Here is a 19,506-nt window from a genome sequence, read left to right on the forward strand (position 1 = left end):
AAAAAAAAAATCTGTAAAAATCTTTTTAATCTGTTGCAAAATACCAAAATTCACTTCATGAAAAAACTTTACTTTTTACTCTTTTTCTGTTCAGTTTTACTGCATTCTCAAGAACGTTATTTTCTGATTTCTGATACAAGATTACATACCGCACCAAATTCTTCTGCCGATTTTTTAGGTTATTTTAAATATGGAGCTGAAGTTCGTTTACTGGGTGAAAATCAAAATGGCTGGCGAAAAGTACAAGCCGATAATTTTAATGAAGGATTTATTGAGGATAAATATATTACCACAAGGCTTAATGCCAAGGATGTAAAAACTAAGGATCCTCAAAACCCAATATTAGCAGGCGGCGATGCTTATTACGGCGGAAACCATCTTTTTATTATAGCTGCAGGTCTTAAAGCCAGAGCGCTGCCCGATAAAAATGCAAAAATTAGAGAAATCCTTTTTATGGGTGATGCCGTTCCTGTAAATTATTTACCAGTAAATCCAGAGGAATGGGTAAATATTAACGGCAATTTTAACGAGGAATATGTAAAATATACTTTGCGGAAATTTCTTGGTGTGAGACCCAATTTTGATACGCTTTTAAAAGATTTCGACAAACTTGACATTAATGCTATTTCTGAGCGCAAAACACTAAGCGAAAGAATTGTCGAAATGGCCTGGAACAGCGATTATTCTACATTAGTTCCTGCTTATCAAAGATATTCTGAAGTTGTAAAACAAATAAACGACCCAAAATTAATTGCTGAGACCGAATTGAATATGGCTTTAGCCAAAGGTTTATCCAATCATAAACTAATTGAACAGATTATTGCTTTTACACAAAAATCGTATTATTCCCTTAAAGGTTTTAAAACAAAATCAGTATACATATCACAAACCGATTTGGTAAAAACTTTTGGAAATCCGCCTAAAAAAAACCGCATTTCAGACGAATGCAGCCTTTACATAAGTGACTTATTTTATTACTATCCAGATTTGGAAGTTTCTGTAGATGAAAAGCAAAACAAAGCAGAAATTATTAAAGTTTTCATCAACGAAAACAACAAATTCATAATCAATCAAAATGCAGTTTTAGATTATCACCTTACTGAAAAAGCTTTCATTGAAAAATATGGAACTTACATTGAGGCTTCTCTAAAATCACCGCATAAATATTCCCTCATAATGGAAGACAGTCAGTTTAGATTAGAATTTAAAGACGGGAAACTATTTTCTGTCGAAATATTCTATTATTGCTGATTCCCAATTTACAATTATTCAATACTTTTACAATATCAAAAAAAACAACAAAATGTCAGTAGCAAAGAAAGATTATAAAAGAATCACAACAAAGTCATTAATTGAAATGAAAAGCAATGGAGAAAAGATCTCTATGCTTACCGCGTATGATTATACAATGGCGAAAATTGTTGACACTGCAGGTGTCGATGTAATTTTAGTTGGTGATTCGGCATCAAATGTTATGGCGGGTCACGAAACGACACTTCCAATTACGCTAGATCAAATGATCTATCACGCTTCGTCTGTAGTTCGTGCTGTCGAAAGAGCTTTGGTTGTAGTAGATTTACCTTTCGGAAGCTACCAATCGGATCCTAAAGAAGCGTTGCGCTCTTCTATCAGAATAATGAAAGAAAGCGGCGGACACGCAGTTAAATTAGAAGGCGGAAAAGAAATTAAAGAATCAATCAAAAAAATATTACACGCAGGAATTCCAGTAATGGGACATTTGGGTTTAACACCTCAATCGATCTATAAATTTGGAACTTACAGCGTGCGTGCAAAGGAAGAAGAGGAAGCTGAAAAGTTAATTGAAGATGCTCAAATGTTGGAAAAAATTGGATGTTTTGGAGTTGTACTTGAAAAAATTCCAGCAGATCTAGCTAAAAAAGTAGCCGACAGTATTTCGATCCCGGTAATTGGAATTGGAGCCGGCGGCGGTGTTGACGGGCAGGTTTTGGTTATTCATGACATGTTAGGAATGAATAATGAATTTAGTCCGCGTTTCTTGCGTCGTTACTTAAATCTTTACGAGCAAATGACACAAGCAATTGGTCAATATGCAACGGACGTGAAGTCTAGTGATTTTCCGAATTCTAGCGAACAATATTAATTTTTTTAAAGGTGCTAAGGTACTAAGGGTCTGAGGTGCTAAGTTTTTTTTTAGTAGCAAAGGTTCAAAGGTTTATGAATTGCCTCCAGCTAAAGCTGGAGGTATATTTTTAATCCACTACAAGGGCTTTAGCAAATTTCTCAAAATCAGTAATTCTATAATCTAAAATCTATTTTGAAAGTAGTTTCTAATAAAGATAATCTCCAAGTTTTACACGAAGATAACCACATCATAGTGGTTAACAAACGCGTAGGTGATATTGTGCAGGGAGATAAAACGGGAGACAAACCTTTGTCTGATGTTGTAAAAGAATACATCAAAAATAAATACAATAAACCTGGTGATGTTTTTCTGGGTGTAATTCATCGTTTGGATCGTCCTACAACTGGAATAGTTGTTTTTGCCAGAACAAGCAAGGCTCTAACACGAATGAATGAACTTTTCAGTAATCGTGAAACGAAAAAAACCTATTGGGCTGTTGTAAAAAATAAACCAAAAGAAGCTGCTGCTAAATTGGTTCATTATTTAAAAAGAAACGAAAAAAATAATACTTCAAAAGCACATTTAAAAGAAGTTCCAGACAGTAAACTAGCCAGTTTAGATTATACAATCATCAAAGAACTTCAAAATTATACAGCGCTGGAAATCAATTTACATACTGGGCGTCATCATCAAATTAGAGCGCAATTGTCTGCTATTGGTTCACCAATAAAAGGCGATTTAAAATACGGAGCAGACAGAAGCAATCCAGATGGGGGAATTCATCTTCATGCCAGAAAGCTGACTTTTGTACATCCAGTTTCTAAAGAAAACATTACAATCATTGCTCCAACGCCAGACGATGCGATTTGGAATGCTGTATGATTTTTATGATTTAATTCTTATTTTTTAAATTTATATCGATTAACTTGCATAGACTAAAAACAAGCTGATCGAAAAAATGGATTATAAAAGTGACATCGGGTATCGAAAAGAAACGCTGAAAAAGTTATTGTATAACATTCAGAAAAGCGAAGATTTAATCATCAAAGCGTTATACGATGACTTTAAAAAACCAGAGTTTGAGGCTGTTGTTACAGAAACCAATTATGTTATTTCGGATCTTAAAGCCGTGATTAAAAACATTAGCAAATGGGCAAAACCCAAACGTGTTTTTCCTTCGCTGCTCAACTTCCCTTCTACTGATCATATTTACAAAGAACCTTACGGTAATGTATTGATCATTGCTCCGTGGAACTATCCTTTTCAATTAGCCTTATGTCCATTAATCGCCGCTGTAGCTGCAGGAAACAGAGTTACTTTAAAACCTTCCGAACTTACGCCGCACACTTCTGCCGTAATTGCAAAAATTATAGAAAAAACATTTCACATCAATCACGTCGAAGTTTTTGAAGGCGGTGTTGAAGTTTGTAATAAATTATTAGCACAGCGCTGGGATTATATCTTTTTTACCGGAAGCGTTTCTGTTGGTAAAATCGTTGCAAAAGCTGCTGCCGAAAATCTAACTCCTGTAACACTAGAATTAGGCGGAAAAAATCCCTGTATTGTTGATGAAACTGCAGATTTAAAACTAGCCGCAAAAAGAATCGTCTGGGGGAAATTTATAAATGCAGGACAAACCTGTATTGCTCCAGATTATATCATGATTCAAAAAAACATGAAGGTCAATTTTATTACCTATTTAATTGAAGAAATCATTAAAGCGTACGGAAAAAAAATAGACAAATCTCCAGATTTTGCGCGTATTATCAATACCAAAAACTGGTATCGTTTGACCAATATGATCCAGAACGAAAATGTTTTGTTTGGCGGTGAAAGTGATGCTAATAAACTGTACATTGCTCCAACTTTATTAGAAGAACCAGATTTGGACAGTCCGGTTATGAAAGAAGAAATCTTTGGCCCAATACTGCCAATTCTTGTTTATGAAAACGAAAACGACATTGAAAAAGTAGTCAGCCGTTATGAGAAACCTCTTTCATTTTATATTTTTAGTGAAAATAATTCGTTTGTTAAAAAATTGATTAAAAAATACTCTTTTGGAGGAGGCTGCATTAACGATACAGTCGTTCACTTTTCTAATAAAAGACTTCCTTTTGGAGGTGTTGGCCACAGCGGAATCGGCGCTTACCACGGCCAGCTCAGCTTTGATACCTTTTCTCATCATAAAGCAATTGTCAAAAAAGGCAACTGGCTTGATTTACCTATGCGTTATGCGCCTTATAAAGACAAATTAGCCTCCCTAAAAAGAATTTTAGACTGGCTTTAAATTCGTTAAAAACTGTCCTGAATGTTTTGTAGATTTTTATACGGAATTGATTAAAAATATTATATTTACGTCAAGATATTATCAATACTTGAAGTCTATAAAACAATTTTACAATCAAAAATGAAATCTACACTTGCCCAAATTGAGGACATTAAAAAAAATGGCTATTCCCTTGATTTTTCTAACGTTTTCAATCACGCGTTTGAAAACTATAAAAAAATAGCGCTTTATTCTGGACTTATCATATTAGTCTTCTCTATAATCGCGCTTATGGTTTACATGGGTGTTCTGATTGCTTATTTTGGAGTAGAAAGTCTTACTAGAGATTTCATAACAGAATTTAGCAACCAGAAGTTTACAGGCTTAGAACTTGTAATACAAACTGTTTCTGTTTCTGCAATAGCAGGAATAATAGCGCCTTTTAGCGCAGGTTTTCTAAAAATGGCCGATTGTGCAGATAGAGATGTTGAATTTAATGTCTCGACAATTTTCACCTATTACAAAGGAAGATATCTTGCCCAGCTTTTCGTAGTGGCTTTTATTCCCTCACTTATAGGAACTGCGCTTTCTAATCTTGTAGATAGTTACGATATATTGTATGTTGGAAATGTAATTTCGTTCATGGTATCGTATTTTATGTATTTATCGATTCCGTTAATTATTTTCGGAAATTTGAATGCAGTAGACGCTATAAAATCAAGTATAATTATTGTTACTAAAAATCCGCTTAACATATTTGCATTTTTCATCATTGGTTTTATTGGCTCGCTGGTTGGTCTTGTTGGCTGCTGCGTGGGAATAATATTTACTGTAGTTTTTAACAGCTCGATGATTTATGCAACTTATTTTGCAATTTTTGGCATAGACGAAGACGAGGATTCAATTGATTCAATTGGACAATCGAATGTAGATTAAAATAGATAATTCTTAAAAATATAGAACCTAACCACTTCTTTTAAGAATTATCAAAAGGCTGTTTACTAAACCAACATACCCAAATTCTATGGTCGTATACTATAGTATTTTTAAATCGGTTATTGCAGGAATTTCCAGCATTGGGAATATCATGGAATCAATTATGACCGGATGGTATGTCTCTAATACGGATATTATTTTCTACAACAATCCTAAACTTATTGTATTAGGATTATCGCTCTTTGCCTTTCTTTCGCTGTTAGTTTACCAGTTTTTTAAAATTAAAGCTAAAATTGGTTATTTCATCGAAAAGAAAAAAGAACAAGAGACCATTAGTAAAGAATATCAGCTTTATATTTTATTTTTTGGTATCGCCGTTATTGTAATAGAAATCATTAATGAAATATTCAAAATCAGGCCTAAAAGCCTTTTATTGGTAAATGTTTCAATTGGTATTTCTGTACTTCTTATTTACGCAATAACCAATAAAATAAAATGGCTTCGAGATAAGATTCAGCAGATTTTTATTTGCTGCTTTTTCATTTATATGGCTTATGTGGCATTCAATATCGTTTCACTTTCTAATGATGTTGTTCCGATAATTGTTTTCTTAATCTCCTTTTTCTTTTCGTACGGCATTCTTAAACCAATAAAAATCTACTGGCTTTTTGTAGCGCTGACTTTTTTGTTTTTAATTACAACTGTAACTTTTCAGCTGATTCCTATAAAATCTTCCATTTTACTGATTAATTTCTGTATACTGATTTTCATTATCAATCAAGTAAAATATGCTGTTTTATTAAATAATCGTGATAATTTTAGGTTTGCAAGTGAAATTGTTCATAAAGGAAATTCACTTACAATTGCTTCCAATCAAAAAGGCGAAATTTTATTCTGCAGCGAAACTGTAACTTCTATTTTGGGTTATCAGCCAGAAGAAGTAATGGGATTAAAATTCTGGGAATTAACACAGGATTCTGAATTTCTGGAAAAACTGGATCCGCTCAAAAACCAAGAAAATAAACTTTACATTAGAAAATTAAAAAGCAGTAATGGAGAGTTTAAATACATTCAATGGAAAGACAAAAAATTCTCCGATGATTTAATTATCAGTATTGGTCAGGATGTTACAGAGCAGATTATTGTTCAGGATCAATATAAAAATCTTATCCAGACTGCAACCGATATTATATTTGAAATTGATGCCGAAGGATATTTTACTTTCATAAATGAATTTGGGTTTTCCATTTTGGGTTATTCAAAAAAAGAAATTATTCAGAAACATTATTCCAATTTCATTCACGAAAATTATATCAAAAGCGCTGTTGATTTTTATGAAAATTTAGTTCTTAACGAAAACAACTACCCCATAATTGAAATTCCGATTTTGAAGAAAAACGGAGAAGAAATATGGATTTCTCAAAAAATTATTGTCCGCAGAAATGACTTAGGATTAACAACTGGATTCTCTGGAATTGCAAGAGATATTACAGAGAAAAAGAGTATCGAAAATGAGAAAAAAAGGCGTCTTAAAAAAATTGAATCCTATAATAATTCGACCAAAAAATTATCAACCACAGATTTTAGTAAATACGATAAACTAAATACAGTTATTGATTTAATTATTAAAGAAGCAGCAGAAGTCAGCAATGCCAATCGCGTAAGTTTTTGGAAATACCACAAAGATCTTATCACCTGCAAAAATCTTTACAGTCTGGACAACCAAAACTTAAACGACAAAAACATTTTAAATAAAGAATCGTATCCTATTTATTTTGAAACTTTAAGCAATAAAGCAATTATCAACGCGCCGGATGTGTTCAATAAATTAGAAACATCTGAATTTGAAAAATTATATTTTACCAAGAATAATATCAAGTCAATGCTTGATGTTCCTATTTTTTTTACAGGACAATTGGCCGGCGTTGTGTGCTTTGAAAGTACCGAAAGAAAACGCGAATGGGACAATGAGGACATCAATTACGCCAGAACAATTTCTGATGTAATTTCGCTTGCTATTTCGTCACAAATGCGTTTGGAAGCCGAAAGGAAATTAGAATTTAAAAGTCAGCTTTTATCTGCGCTCTCGCTTTGTACAGAAAAATTCTTGTTGAGTAAAACAACGCATCAGATGTTTCAGGAAACGTATGATATTATTGGAAAAGCCGCCAAAGTAGATCATATGTATTACTACGAAAAAGATGCGATTTACAATACTGTCAGCCAAAAATACAAATGGTCTCGGGAAGGAATTGAACATCAAATTACGCCGCTGCGCCACATGACCGAAGAAAATTTAAAAGAGATTTACGAGGCTGCGCAGCAAAGAAAAATCCTAAATACATTTACCAGAAAACTTGAAGAGGGATTTTTCAAAACGCTTTTGATAAATAACGAAATCAAATCGATTCTAATCCTGCCGCTTTATATCAATGATCTGTTTACTGGTTTTATTGGTTTTGACGATTGTATGAAAGAAAAAAAATGGTCTGAAGATGAAATTAATATCTTTCAAGTATTGGCCAATAACATTTCTTCTGCATTAGAAAGAAACCGAAATGAAACTAAAATCTTGGAAAGTGAGGAAAAATTCAAACTAATTGCCAACAACATTCCCGGAACCGTTTATTTATCCAAATTTGATGCTTTTTCTACTAAAATATTCCTGAATGACGAAGTTTTAAATTTAACGGGATATTCAAAATCTGAATTTATAGAAAATAATTTATCATTCCTGTCTCTTATTCATCAGGATGATAAAGAAGAAGTTATAAACAACCAAATCGACAATCTACAAAAAGGAATGCCTTTGCATAACGTTTATAGAATTAAGCGAAAATCTGGCGAATATATTTGGGTTGAAGAGTTTGGAGATGTAATTAAAAGAGATGATGAAATCGAGTTTGTCGGCGGTATTTATTTTGACATTACAAACAAAAAAGAAATTGAAGATGCTATAAAAGCCAAACAATTAGCGGAAGCAGCAAATAAATCTAAGTCTGATTTCTTAGCCAATATGTCCCACGAAATTAGAACACCTCTTAACGGAATCATTGGTTTTACCCATTTATTGATGAAAACTGATCTTGAAGAAATTCAGGAAAAATACATGACAACGATTAATCAATCGGCGCATTCACTGCTTGAAATTATAAATGACATTCTGGATTTCTCCAAAATCGAAGCCGGAAAACTAGAGCTGTTTATAGATCTTTATGATATCAAAAAAGTATTAGGACAGGTTTTCGATTTAATTGTTTACGAATCCAATCAAAAAAATCTCGAACTTGAACTGAATATAGATCCTGATGTCCCTAAATACATTTGGACAGATATTGTGAGAATTAAACAAATCTTGATTAATCTTCTTTCAAATGCGGTGAAGTTTACTACTGAAGGTTCTATAAAATTAAACGTCTCTGTCTTAGAAAAAAAGAAAAATAATAATTGTCTGATTCGTTTTGCTGTAGTCGATACCGGAATTGGTATTCTTGAAAAGAACCAAAAGAAAATTTTTAAAGCTTTTTCACAAGAAGATAGCTCTACAACGAGAAAGTTTGGAGGAACAGGATTAGGTCTAACCATTTCAAACCAACTCCTTGCTTTAATGGAAAGCCGTTTACAGCTTGAAAGTAATATTAATGAAGGAAGCACTTTCTTCTTTGATTTAAACCTAAAAACGAGCAACCAAAGCATTAGCGATAAATATAACGCTGAACTTAAAAGTTTAAATATCGAATTGGATACCGATGACAACAAACCAAACGATAATGAAATTACGTTTTTGATTGTTGAAGACAACAAAGTAAACATGCTGCTTCTAAAAACAATTATTAAAAACCTTTATAACAATGCTTATATCTGTGAATGTGAAAATGGATATGAAGCGATTCAGCAATTTGAAAAAATAAATCCAACTATTGTTTTTATGGATATTCAAATGCCCATTATGAACGGTTATGAAACTACAAAAGCCATTCGGAACACCAAAAACGGAAGAGATATTCCGATAATTGCAGTCACGGCCGGAGCAGAAAAAGACGAAAGAAACAAATGTATTTCTGCCGGAATGGATGATTATATCTCTAAACCAATCATGAAAGGAACGGTTGAAGAAACATTAATTAAATGGCTTGGGTGATTTTTAGTTTTCACTTTCAGTCTCAGTCACCAGTCACAGTTTTCACTTCTAAACTTTTAAACTGGGACTAAAAACTAACTAAATATTTTTTAAAACATTCCTGATTCAATTGTGAAATTTATCATAAAAAATATATAAATTCGTACAACTAAATTTATAATAAGTTTAAAAAGAATTCAATATGAAATGGCTCGGTAGAAGACAAAGTGATAATGTAGAAGACAGAAGAGGTTTATCCGGCGGAAAAGTAATCGCCGGCGGCGGTGTTATTGGTATAATTATTTTATTACTTAACGTATTTGGCGGAGAAACTGGACAGCAAATAGCACCAATTCTAGAACAAATGCAAGGCGGACAATCTCAACAAACCGAAGCAGCGGCTCCTTTAAGCAAGGAAGATGAAGAAATGGGGAATTTTGTAAAAGTTATTTTAGCCGATAACGAAGACATTTGGAGCAAAATTTTCGCTGAACATGGCATGACATACGAAAAACCAAAATTGGTTCTTTTTAAAGGCTCTGTACAAACGGCATGTGGCGGCGCATCATCAGCATCTGGTCCGTTTTATTGTCCAGGAGATCGTAAAGTCTATATGGATCTCGCTTTTTTTGAAGAATTAAAAACAAAATTTGGTGCTAAAGGCGGTGATTTTGCCATTGCTTATGTTATTGCGCACGAAATAGGCCACCATATTCAAACCTTAATGGGAACGTCTGCAAAAATGCGTCAGGAACAAGAAGGAAAAAGTGAAGCGCAAGCCAATAAATTATCAGTAGCCTTAGAATTACAGGCTGATTTCTATGCAGGGGTTTGGGCACATTATAATCAGGAAAATTTAGATACTGGAGATATTGATGAAGCTTTAAGTGCTGCAAATGCAGTTGGAGACGATGCCATACAAAGTAAAATGCAAGGTCACGTAGTTCCCGATTCTTTTACACACGGAACTTCAGAACAAAGAATGTACTGGTTTAAAAAAGGCTTTAAAAGCGGCGATATTAAACAAGGAACTACATTTGAGGAAATTCGATAATACATAAACCAAATATATTAACCACCAGAAAAGCACAACCTAACGGTTGTGCTTTTTTTATAAATTCCAAATTAGAAAAATTCAAATTCCAAATACACGCTAACTTTGTCAAAGTTTGAAACTTTGACAAAGTTACCCGCAAAGTCTTCGCAATATTTTTCATCCTGGCGCAAGGAAGGATCACACTAGAAACTCCACAATCAAAATCATTATAAAATTATCAATTGCCGAATCAATAATTAAAGCCTATTATACCTCCCAAGGCTGAAACCACAGCCTACAATAAAATTGGAATTTGGAATTTGGGTTCGGATTTTGGAATTTGGAATTTGGGTTTTGGAATTTGGGTTTTGGAATTTGGGTTTTGGAATTTGGAATTTAAAAATTTGGAATTTCCCCAAAGGTATAAAAACAAAAAAAGCCTTGAATTTCTTCAAGGCTTTGAATCTGGGTGGCTGACCGGGTTCGAACCGGCGACCCGCGGCACCACAAACCGCTACTCTAACCAGCTGAGCTACAACCACCATTTTTGCTTAGCGAGTGCAAATATAGAACAAAGGTTGAGTTCTACAAAGAAAAAAACGAAAAATTTACAACAAATTTTCTAAGCTATTGACTGCCAAACACCTTTCAACTGTAAATCCTTCGGCAAAATCCTTCCCAACTAACCTTCCTAAGTCCTGCGCACGGTAATTTAAACTCTCAAAGAAGTTCTTACTTGTAATTGGTGTAGCAGGTTCTTTAGAATTCGGATCGTAAAATTGTGTCTTATATGCCGAAATCGCTTCTACCTTTTTATTCTCAAATCCTGTAATATCCACAACAAAGTCTGGAGTGATGTTTTTCCACTGAATATAATGATATACCACTTTCGGTCTCCAAGCTTCTTGGTTCTCTCCATCAATTGATGTTTCGATTTTCATTAAACCCGATAAAAAACAAGCATCAGAAACTAATTTACTGCCTTTTCCGTGATCGATATGACGATCATCAATGGCATTACACAAAACAATTTCAGGTTTATATTTTCGAATCATTTTAATGACCTCTAATTGATGTTTTTCATCATTCGTAAAAAAGCCATCACGCATAGCTAAATTTTCGCGCACCACAACTCCTAAAATCTTTGCCGCATCTTTTGCTTCCTGATCTCTAATTTCGGCAGTTCCCCGCGTTCCCAATTCGCCGCGCGTTAAATCAACAATACCCACTTTTTTACCAAGTGATACTTCTTTTAAAATAGTTCCCGCACAACCCAATTCTACATCGTCTGGATGCGCACCAAAGGCTAATATGTCTAGTTTCATTATCTATATTTAAGTCACAGTTTACAGTATCAGTATTCAGTATCAGTAAAACTGAAAACTGAGACTGCGACTGTAAACATATTTTTAAGTTATTTTCAATACTCTTTTCATCGTCATTGATTTATTGACGCTTTCCTCCCATTCTTTTTCTGGAATACTTTCTTTTGTAACACCGCATCCCATATATAGAATCGCTTTATTTTCCTGAATCTGCATGCTTCGTAAATTTACGAATAAATCAGAACTTGCATTAGTTCCAGAAAAACTCATGTTTAGCTCGCCCAGAAATCCAGTGTAAAAAGTTCTATCGTAATTTTCTTTTTCAATGATAAATGCTTTTGCTTTTTTCTTCGGCAGACCACACACTGCTGGTGTCGGATGCAAGGTATCAACAACTTCTTCTAAAGTAGAATTGTCATTTAGAACTCCCGAAATATCTGTTTTAATATGCCAGATCGATCCCGCTTTTAAACTATAGGGTTCAGAAACAACAACCGAAGCGGCAAATTCGCGAAGACGTTTTACAATAAAGTCAGTTACATACTGTTGTTCATCTTTTTCTTTTTGCTGCCAGACAATTTCAGTTTGCAAATTATCTTTCTGCGTTCCCGCCAAAGCCATGGTTTCAAAAACATTTCCATTTGCTTTCAGCAGTTTTTCTGGCGTTGCTCCCATCCAAAGTCCGATTTTTGGATGAAAAAAACAATAACAAAAAGTCGCAGGATATAACTGCACCAAATGCTGAAAAGTTTCAAGGAAATCAAATTCAGACAAAGGCACTTCTTCACTTCTTGATAAAACTACTTTTTTGAATTCTTCGTTTTTAATTGCCTGAATTCCCTGTGCAACTAAATATTCATACTGAAATTTAGCTTCAGGATCAAAACTTAAATCGTCAATTTCTATAGCTTCAAATGAAGTTGTTTCTTTTTCGGCAGTAATAAATTCCGATTCGTTTTCAGGAATTAAAATCAGTTGTTTTTCATCAAAAGAAGCAAAAATAAATCCTTTCTCGCTGTAATCAGAAACGTTGTATAAATTGTTATTTTGCTGTAAAATCCCAACAAGATCTGTAGTATTGGGTTTTGAATAAAGTACAAAAGGTAAATTTTGTTCTTTATGATTTTTAATTTTTAAGAAAAATGGATTCATAATTTATTCCCTTTTCTTTCTATCCAAAACCATATTCGTCAATTTACAAAGCGAAATCAAATTTCCAGCTTCATCTGTAATTTTAATTTCCCACAAATGAACCGTTCTGCCTTTGTGAATAATTCTGGCTGTACCAAAAACATAACCTTCTCGAATACTTTTAAGGTGATTTGCAGAAATTTCAATACCTCTTACCTCCTGCTCTTTCGGATCAATAAAAAAGAAAGAAGCAGCACTGCCAACACTTTCCGCCAACGCGACAGAAGCGCCGCCGTGTAAAAGTCCCATTGGCTGGTGAACACTTGGATTTACAGGCATTTTTGCAGTTAAAAAATCTTCTCCGGCATCTATATATTCTATTTTAAGCGTTTCCATCAACGTGTTTTTGGTAAACTCATTGCATCGCGCTAAAATCTGCTCTTTTGTATAATTCATTAAAATAAACTTTAAAATCGTAAAATTAAAGAAAGATAAGACATAAATCTAAAAATCGGTCCCGAAATTTCGGGACTAAAATTAAAAATCAATCTTAAACATGTAAGTTTTTTGTTATTTTTACAAAAAAACAATATGATGTAAATCTTTGGCCGAAGATTATTTTTTTTGCCACAGATTTCACAGATTTAAAGGGTTTTAAAACATAGCCACCAATTACATTAATTTCCGCGAATTTAATTTGAGAAAATTCGAGAAATTCGTGGCGAAAAAAAACCTTTAATCTGCAGCAAAAAAACATAGAAATGCGTCAATACTTTATACTTTTTATCTTCGGAATAATTCTAGCTTTTAGTTCGTGTAGAACTGACTTTGATACCGTTGCCAGTTCTGGAGATTTAAAGTTTTCAAGAGACACCGTATATTTGGATACTGTTTTTAAAAACATTGGTTCAAGCACTTATCAGTTAAAAGTTTACAACCAAAGTAAAAACGACATTTCAATTCCAACTGTACAGTTTAAAAAAGGTTTAAACTCAAAATACCGAATGACGGTTGACGGAATGTCTGGAACTAACGGAAAGATATTCAAAGATGTTACGCTTTTAGCAAAAGACAGTTTGTATATTTTTATAGAAACAACCGCAGATATTACAGACGCTGATCCGACAGATTTTTTATATACCGATGAAATCCAGTTCGACAGCGGCGCCAATCTTCAGGAAGTTGCTTTGGTAACACTGATTCAAGATGCTGTTTTTTTATATCCAAACCAAAATGCAGACGGAACAAAAGAAAAAATCAAAATTGACGGTAAAGATGTGGACGGATTTTATTTAAGTGAAAATGATGCCGTAAACGGAAACGAACTAATTTTCAATAATCAAAAACCGTACGTAATTTATGGATACGCCGGAGTTACCGAAGACAAAACTGTAACTTTTGAAGCGGGAGCGAGAGTTCACTTTCATGCCAATTCTGGTTTATATGTTGGCAGAAATGCTTCGCTTCAAATTAATGGAACAGCTTCAAAAACTGACAAACTAGAAAATGAAGTTGTTTTTGAAGGAGATCGCTTAGAATCCTTATATTCAAATATTCCTGGACAATGGAAATCGGTTATTTTTTCTAACGGAAGCTCCAATCATTCCATCAATCATCTAACTTTAAAAAATGCAGTTATTGGTTTAGATTTTCAGAATCCGACGAATACCGTTGAAATTAAAAATACGCAGCTTTACAATTGTGTCGAATATGCAATTTTAGCCGAAAACACTCATATTATTGCCGAGAACATCGTAATCAATTATGCAGGCATTGCAAGTTTATCCTGCGTTTACGGCGGTAATTATACTTTTACGCATTGTACTTTTAACAATAATTGGTCAAATCCTTCGCATTTTGCTGTTACTTTAAGCAATAGTTTAAGCGGTAAAACTCCAGAAACAAATGCGCTTACCAATGCCACTTTCAATAATTGCATTATTTACGGTTCTAATTTTAATGAATTCAATTTGAATAAAAGCACAAATGCCGCGTTCGTCTATCAGCTAAACAATTGCTTATTAAAATTTGGAAGTACCACAAATCCTGATTATCAATTTAAAACTGATACACAACATTATAATCAGATTATCTTAAACGAAAATCCGAATTTCTATAATACAGCTCAGAATAAATTCAATATCGATAAAACCTCTGCCGCTTTCGCGAAAGGGAATCAGGCATATATCGTTCCGTTGGATATTTTAGGAGTTACGAGAACTTCTCCTCCCGATTTGGGTGCTTATCAGAGTCAAGATTTTCCGAAGTAATTTGATTTGGCGCTAAGGCGCTTAGTTTTAAAAAAAATAATTCTTTGTTTATTTTGCTCGCAAAGTCGCGAAGTCGCAAAGTTTTTTTTCAAAGTATTCCCGTAGTTTGTCATTTCGACGGAGGAGAAATCTTCGCAAGAAACTCTACAAAGATTGGCGACTTTCTGTGCGGAGCTACTTGTGGAGATTTCTCCTTGGTCGAAATGACATAAATTGAGGCAAAAATTTCCTTTTTATAATAGAAAAAATGTGCTTTGCTTCCGATAATTATCGGGATTGCCAGATTAAATTTTATTCATTCTGCAAATTTATCGGATTAACTTTAGAAAAATTTGTAATTAAATTTTAAGAACTTTCTGTTTCTAATAAAACCTTTTTCGATTCAAATTTGCAAAACAACAACTGTTTACAGGCAAATACAGAAGATCAAAAAATGTTATTTTTTTGATGTCATAACCAGCAAAAAAATTGCATTTTTAGGGTAAAAAAAGCAAAAAATAAATAACTAAAAAGAGGCAGATTGTCTCTTTTTTTTTTGGTTTGAATTGACTAAATTTGCACCTCAATACAACAAACACACAAAATGATCCATTTCTTTGAAAACCAAAGCAAAACTGTTTTTGCCGTACAAACGGAAAACGAAATTTCAGCTCAAGACATTTCAAAATTAAATTGGCTTTTTGCCGACTCGCATAAGATCGAAAAATCCGCATTGACGGGTTTTTTTGTTGGTCCACGCGCAACTATGATTACACCTTGGAGTACAAACGCTGTAGAAATCACTCAAAACATGGGTGTTTCAGGTATTATCAGAATTGAAGAATTTCATCCAGCAACGGCTGAATTCAATGATTTTGATCCTATGCTTTTCCAAAAATTCAATGAATTAGATCAAGAAATCTTCACTATCAACATTCAGCCAGAGCCAATTCTGGAAATTGATGATATTGCAGCTTACAACAAAGTTGAAGGTTTAGCTTTAAGCGAAGAAGAAGTAGAATACTTAAATAATCTTGCTTCAAAACTAGGAAGAAAATTAACGGATTCTGAAATATTTGCTTTCTCACAAGCAAATTCAGAACACTGCCGTCACAAAATTTTCAACGGAACTTTTGTTATTGACGGTGAAGAAAAGGAAACTTCTCTTTTCAAATTAATCAAAAAAACATCTCAGGAAAATCCTAACGATATTGTGTCTGCTTACAAAGACAATGTTGCTTTTGTAAAAGGACCAAAAGTGCAGCAATTTGCACCAAAAACAGCTGACAAACCTGATTATTACGAAATAAAAGAATTTGATTCTGTTATTTCATTAAAAGCAGAAACACACAATTTCCCAACAACAGTGGAACCTTTCAACGGAGCTGCAACTGGTTCTGGAGGAGAAATTCGTGACCGTCTTGCAGGTGGTCAAGGTTCATTGCCATTGGCTGGAACTGCTGTTTATATGACATCTTATTCTCGTTTGAACAACGACAGAAAATGGGAAAATGCTGTTGAGGAAAGAAAATGGCTGTACCAAACACCAATGGATATTTTGATCAAAGCTTCAAACGGAGCTTCTGATTTTGGAAATAAATTTGGTCAGCCTTTAATTACAGGTTCTGTTTTAACTTTCGAACATCAAGAAAACGACCGTAAAATTGGTTACGATAAAGTGATCATGCAGGCGGGTGGAATTGGTTACGGAAAACTAGATCAATCTATCAAACAAAAACCACAAGAAGGCGACAAAATCGTAATTCTTGGAGGAGAAAATTATAGAATTGGAATGGGCGGTGCTGCGGTTTCGTCTGCAGATACTGGAGCTTTTGGTTCAGGAATTGAGTTAAATGCTATTCAGCGTTCAAATCCTGAAATGCAAAAACGTGCTGCTAATGCCATTCGTGGTTTGGTAGAAAGCGATCATAACCCAATTGTTTCAATTCACGATCACGGAGCTGGAGGACATTTAAACTGTCTTTCTGAATTGGTTGAAGAAACTGGAGGCTTAATCGATTTAGATAAATTACCTGTTGGAGACCCAACACTTTCTGCAAAAGAAATTATTGGTAACGAATCTCAGGAAAGAATGGGATTGGTTATTGGTCAAAAAGATATCGATACATTACAAAGAATTGCCGACAGAGAGCGTTCGCCAATGTATCAGGTTGGAGATGTAACGGGAGATCACCGTTTTACTTTCCAATCAAAATCAAATGGTTCAAAACCGATGGATTATGCTTTAGAAGATTTCTTCGGAAGTTCTCCAAAAACGGTTATGAATGACAAAACTATCGACAGAAAATATGCTGCCGTTTCTTATTCAGCTAATGATTTTGAAAGTTATTTAAAAGATGTTTTACGTCTAGAAGCTGTTGCCTCAAAAGACTGGTTGACAAACAAAGTAGACCGTTGTGTGGGTGGGAAAGTAGCAAAACAGCAAAACGCAGGTCCGTTACAATTGCCTTTGAATAATGTCGGCGTTATGGCTTTGGATTATTTAGGTAAAGAAGGAATTGCGACTTCTATTGGCCACGCTCCTATTGCTGCTTTGATTGATCCGGTTGCAGGAAGCAGAAATGCTATTGCCGAATCGTTATCAAACATCGTCTGGGCGCCAATTAAAGATGGTTTAGGCGGCATTTCATTGTCTGCAAACTGGATGTGGGCTTGTAAAAATGAAGGTGAAGATGCTCGTTTATATGCTGCAGTTGAAGGTTGTTCTGAATTTGCAATCGAATTGGGAATCAATATTCCGACAGGAAAAGATTCACTTTCGATGAAACAAAAATATCCAAACGATGAAGTAATCGCACCGGGAACGGTTATTATTTCGGCTGGAGGAAATTGTACAGATATTAGAAAAGTAGTTGAGCCTGTTTTACAGAAAAACGGAGAATCTATTTATTATATCAATTTGTCACAGGATGATTTCAAATTAGGAGGTTCTTCTTTTGCACAAATTAGAAATACTATCGGAAACGAAACTTCTACAATTAAAGATGCGAAGTTCTTTAAAAATGCTTTTAATACGATTCAGAAATTAATCGGCGAAAGCCAAATTTTAGCGGGTCACGATATCGGAAGCGGTGGATTAATCACTACTTTATTAGAATTGTGTTTTGCTGATGTGAATCTTGGAGCAAAAATTGATTTCAGCGCTTTCGCGGAAAAAGACTTATTGAAAATCCTTTTCGCAGAAAACATCGGAATCGTTTTCCAGGCTAAATCTGATGCAGCTGTTGAAGCTAAATTGAAACAAAATAATATCGAATTCTTCAAAATTGGTTCAGTTCAAAGCAAATCAAGTTTGGAATTTGGAATTTATAATTTGGATATTGCAGAATACAGAGACGTTTGGTTTGAAACTTCTTATTTATTAGATCAAAAACAATCTAAAAACGGAACTGCAAAAGCACGTTTCGAAAATTATAAAAATCAGGCTTTAAATTATACTTTCCCAGCTCATTTTACTGGTAAAGCTCCTGTAATCGATGCTTCAAAACCAAGACCAAAAGCAGCTATTATTCGTGAAAAAGGAAGTAATTCTGAGCGTGAAATGGCAAATGCAATGTATTTGGCAGGATTTGACGTTAAAGACGTACACATGACAGATTTAATTTCTGGACGTGAAACATTGGAAGACATTCAGTTTATTGGTGCTGTCGGCGGATTCTCTAACTCAGACGTTTTAGGTTCTGCTAAAGGTTGGGCTGGAGCATTTTTATACAATGAAAAAGCAAAAACAGCCTTGGATAATTTCTTCAAAAGAGAAGATACTTTATCTGTTGGAATTTGTAACGGATGCCAGTTGTTTATGGAATTGGAGGTAATTAATCCAGAGCATGAAGTGCACGGAAAAATGCTTCATAATGATAGTAACAAACACGAAAGTATTTTTACCTCTGTGAAGATTCAGGAAAACAATTCGGTTATGTTATCGACTTTGGCTGGAACTACTTTAGGAGTTTGGGTTTCTCACGGAGAAGGTAAATTCAATTTACCAATGGGAGAAGAAAACTATAACATTGTTTCTAAATATGCTTACGAAGGATATCCTGCAAATCCAAATGGTTCTCATTATGATGTAGCAATGCTTTGTGATAAAACAGGAAGACATTTGGTTACAATGCCTCATATTGAGCGTTCGACTTTCCAATGGAACTGGGCACATTATCCAAAAGATAGAGATGACGAGTTTACACCTTGGCACGAAGCTTTTATCAATGCCAGAAAATGGATTGAGAAAAACTAAAAATATATTTTTAACTAAAGCGCCCGAATTATCGGGCGCTTTTTTTTTGCCACGAATTACACGAATTTTCACTAATTAACT

General features: G+C 34.1%; 12 protein-coding genes and 1 tRNA gene. 9 read left to right on the plus strand and 4 right to left on the minus strand.

The genetic code is table 11. The features are described from left to right. Positions 1-57 precede the first annotated feature (57 nt). The 7 genes from BSF42_RS03530 (at position 58) to BSF42_RS03560 (ending at position 10,480) form a co-directional block, all read left to right on the plus strand. Positions 58-1,251, plus strand: a complete 1,194-nt coding sequence (locus BSF42_RS03530; RefSeq protein ID WP_095951748.1) for an SH3 domain-containing protein — start codon at positions 58-60, stop codon at positions 1,249-1,251. Between the two features lie 52 nt (positions 1,252-1,303). Further along, on the plus strand, positions 1,304-2,122 hold the full coding sequence (gene panB, locus BSF42_RS03535; RefSeq protein WP_095951749.1) for a 3-methyl-2-oxobutanoate hydroxymethyltransferase: 819 nt from the start codon (positions 1,304-1,306) through the stop codon (positions 2,120-2,122). Between the two features lie 174 nt (positions 2,123-2,296). Next, the gene (locus BSF42_RS03540; RefSeq protein ID WP_095951750.1) at positions 2,297-2,986 is read left to right on the plus strand and encodes an RluA family pseudouridine synthase; all 690 of its coding nucleotides are present in this window, start codon (positions 2,297-2,299) and stop codon (positions 2,984-2,986) included. 76 nt (positions 2,987-3,062) lie between these two features. After that, entirely contained in the window at positions 3,063-4,391 is a 1,329-nt protein-coding gene (locus BSF42_RS03545; protein ID WP_095951751.1) for an aldehyde dehydrogenase, read from the plus strand. A 120-nt stretch (positions 4,392-4,511) separates the two neighbouring features. Continuing rightward, entirely contained in the window at positions 4,512-5,306 is a 795-nt protein-coding gene (locus tag BSF42_RS03550; protein ID WP_095951752.1) for a hypothetical protein, read from the plus strand. An 88-nt stretch (positions 5,307-5,394) separates the two neighbouring features. Further along, on the plus strand, positions 5,395-9,447 hold the full coding sequence (locus tag BSF42_RS03555) for a PAS domain S-box protein (RefSeq protein WP_095951753.1): 4,053 nt from the start codon (positions 5,395-5,397) through the stop codon (positions 9,445-9,447). Between the two features lie 181 nt (positions 9,448-9,628). After that, a complete protein-coding gene (locus tag BSF42_RS03560; protein ID WP_095951754.1) occupies positions 9,629-10,480 on the plus strand; it encodes a neutral zinc metallopeptidase in 852 nt (283 codons plus the stop codon). A 450-nt stretch (positions 10,481-10,930) separates the two neighbouring features. On the opposite strand, the gene BSF42_RS03565 is transcribed toward BSF42_RS03560, so the two are convergent. From BSF42_RS03565 to BSF42_RS03580, 4 genes are all read right to left on the minus strand, one after another. Continuing rightward, positions 10,931-11,004: transfer RNA gene (locus BSF42_RS03565), tRNA-His, on the minus strand. A 66-nt stretch (positions 11,005-11,070) separates the two neighbouring features. Beyond that, positions 11,071-11,787: a bacillithiol biosynthesis deacetylase BshB1 gene (gene bshB1 / locus BSF42_RS03570; RefSeq protein ID WP_095951755.1), complete on the minus strand. Its 717-nt coding sequence runs from the start codon at positions 11,785-11,787 to the stop codon at positions 11,071-11,073. A gap of 84 nt (positions 11,788-11,871) precedes the next feature. Beyond that, entirely contained in the window at positions 11,872-12,939 is a 1,068-nt protein-coding gene (locus BSF42_RS03575; RefSeq protein WP_095951756.1) for a chorismate-binding protein, read from the minus strand. 3 nt (positions 12,940-12,942) lie between these two features. Then, positions 12,943-13,374 carry a PaaI family thioesterase gene (locus BSF42_RS03580; protein WP_095951757.1) on the minus strand — a complete coding sequence of 144 codons (432 nt, stop codon included), beginning with the start codon at positions 13,372-13,374 and terminating at the stop codon, positions 12,943-12,945. Between the two features lie 305 nt (positions 13,375-13,679). On the opposite strand from BSF42_RS03580, the gene BSF42_RS03585 reads away from it, so the two are divergent. Together BSF42_RS03585 and purL are read left to right on the plus strand one after the other, a co-directional pair. Next, positions 13,680-15,188, plus strand: a complete 1,509-nt coding sequence (locus tag BSF42_RS03585) for a hypothetical protein (protein WP_095951758.1) — start codon at positions 13,680-13,682, stop codon at positions 15,186-15,188. Positions 15,189-15,771: 583 nt separating this feature from the next. Beyond that, positions 15,772-19,425 (plus strand): phosphoribosylformylglycinamidine synthase, encoded by a 3,654-nt coding sequence (purL, locus tag BSF42_RS03590; protein WP_095951759.1) that lies wholly within the window; start codon positions 15,772-15,774, stop codon positions 19,423-19,425. Positions 19,426-19,506: the final 81 nt, after the last annotated feature.

Source organism: Flavobacterium sp. ACN6, assembly GCF_002304005.1.
Lineage (GTDB): Bacteria > Bacteroidota > Bacteroidia > Flavobacteriales > Flavobacteriaceae > Flavobacterium.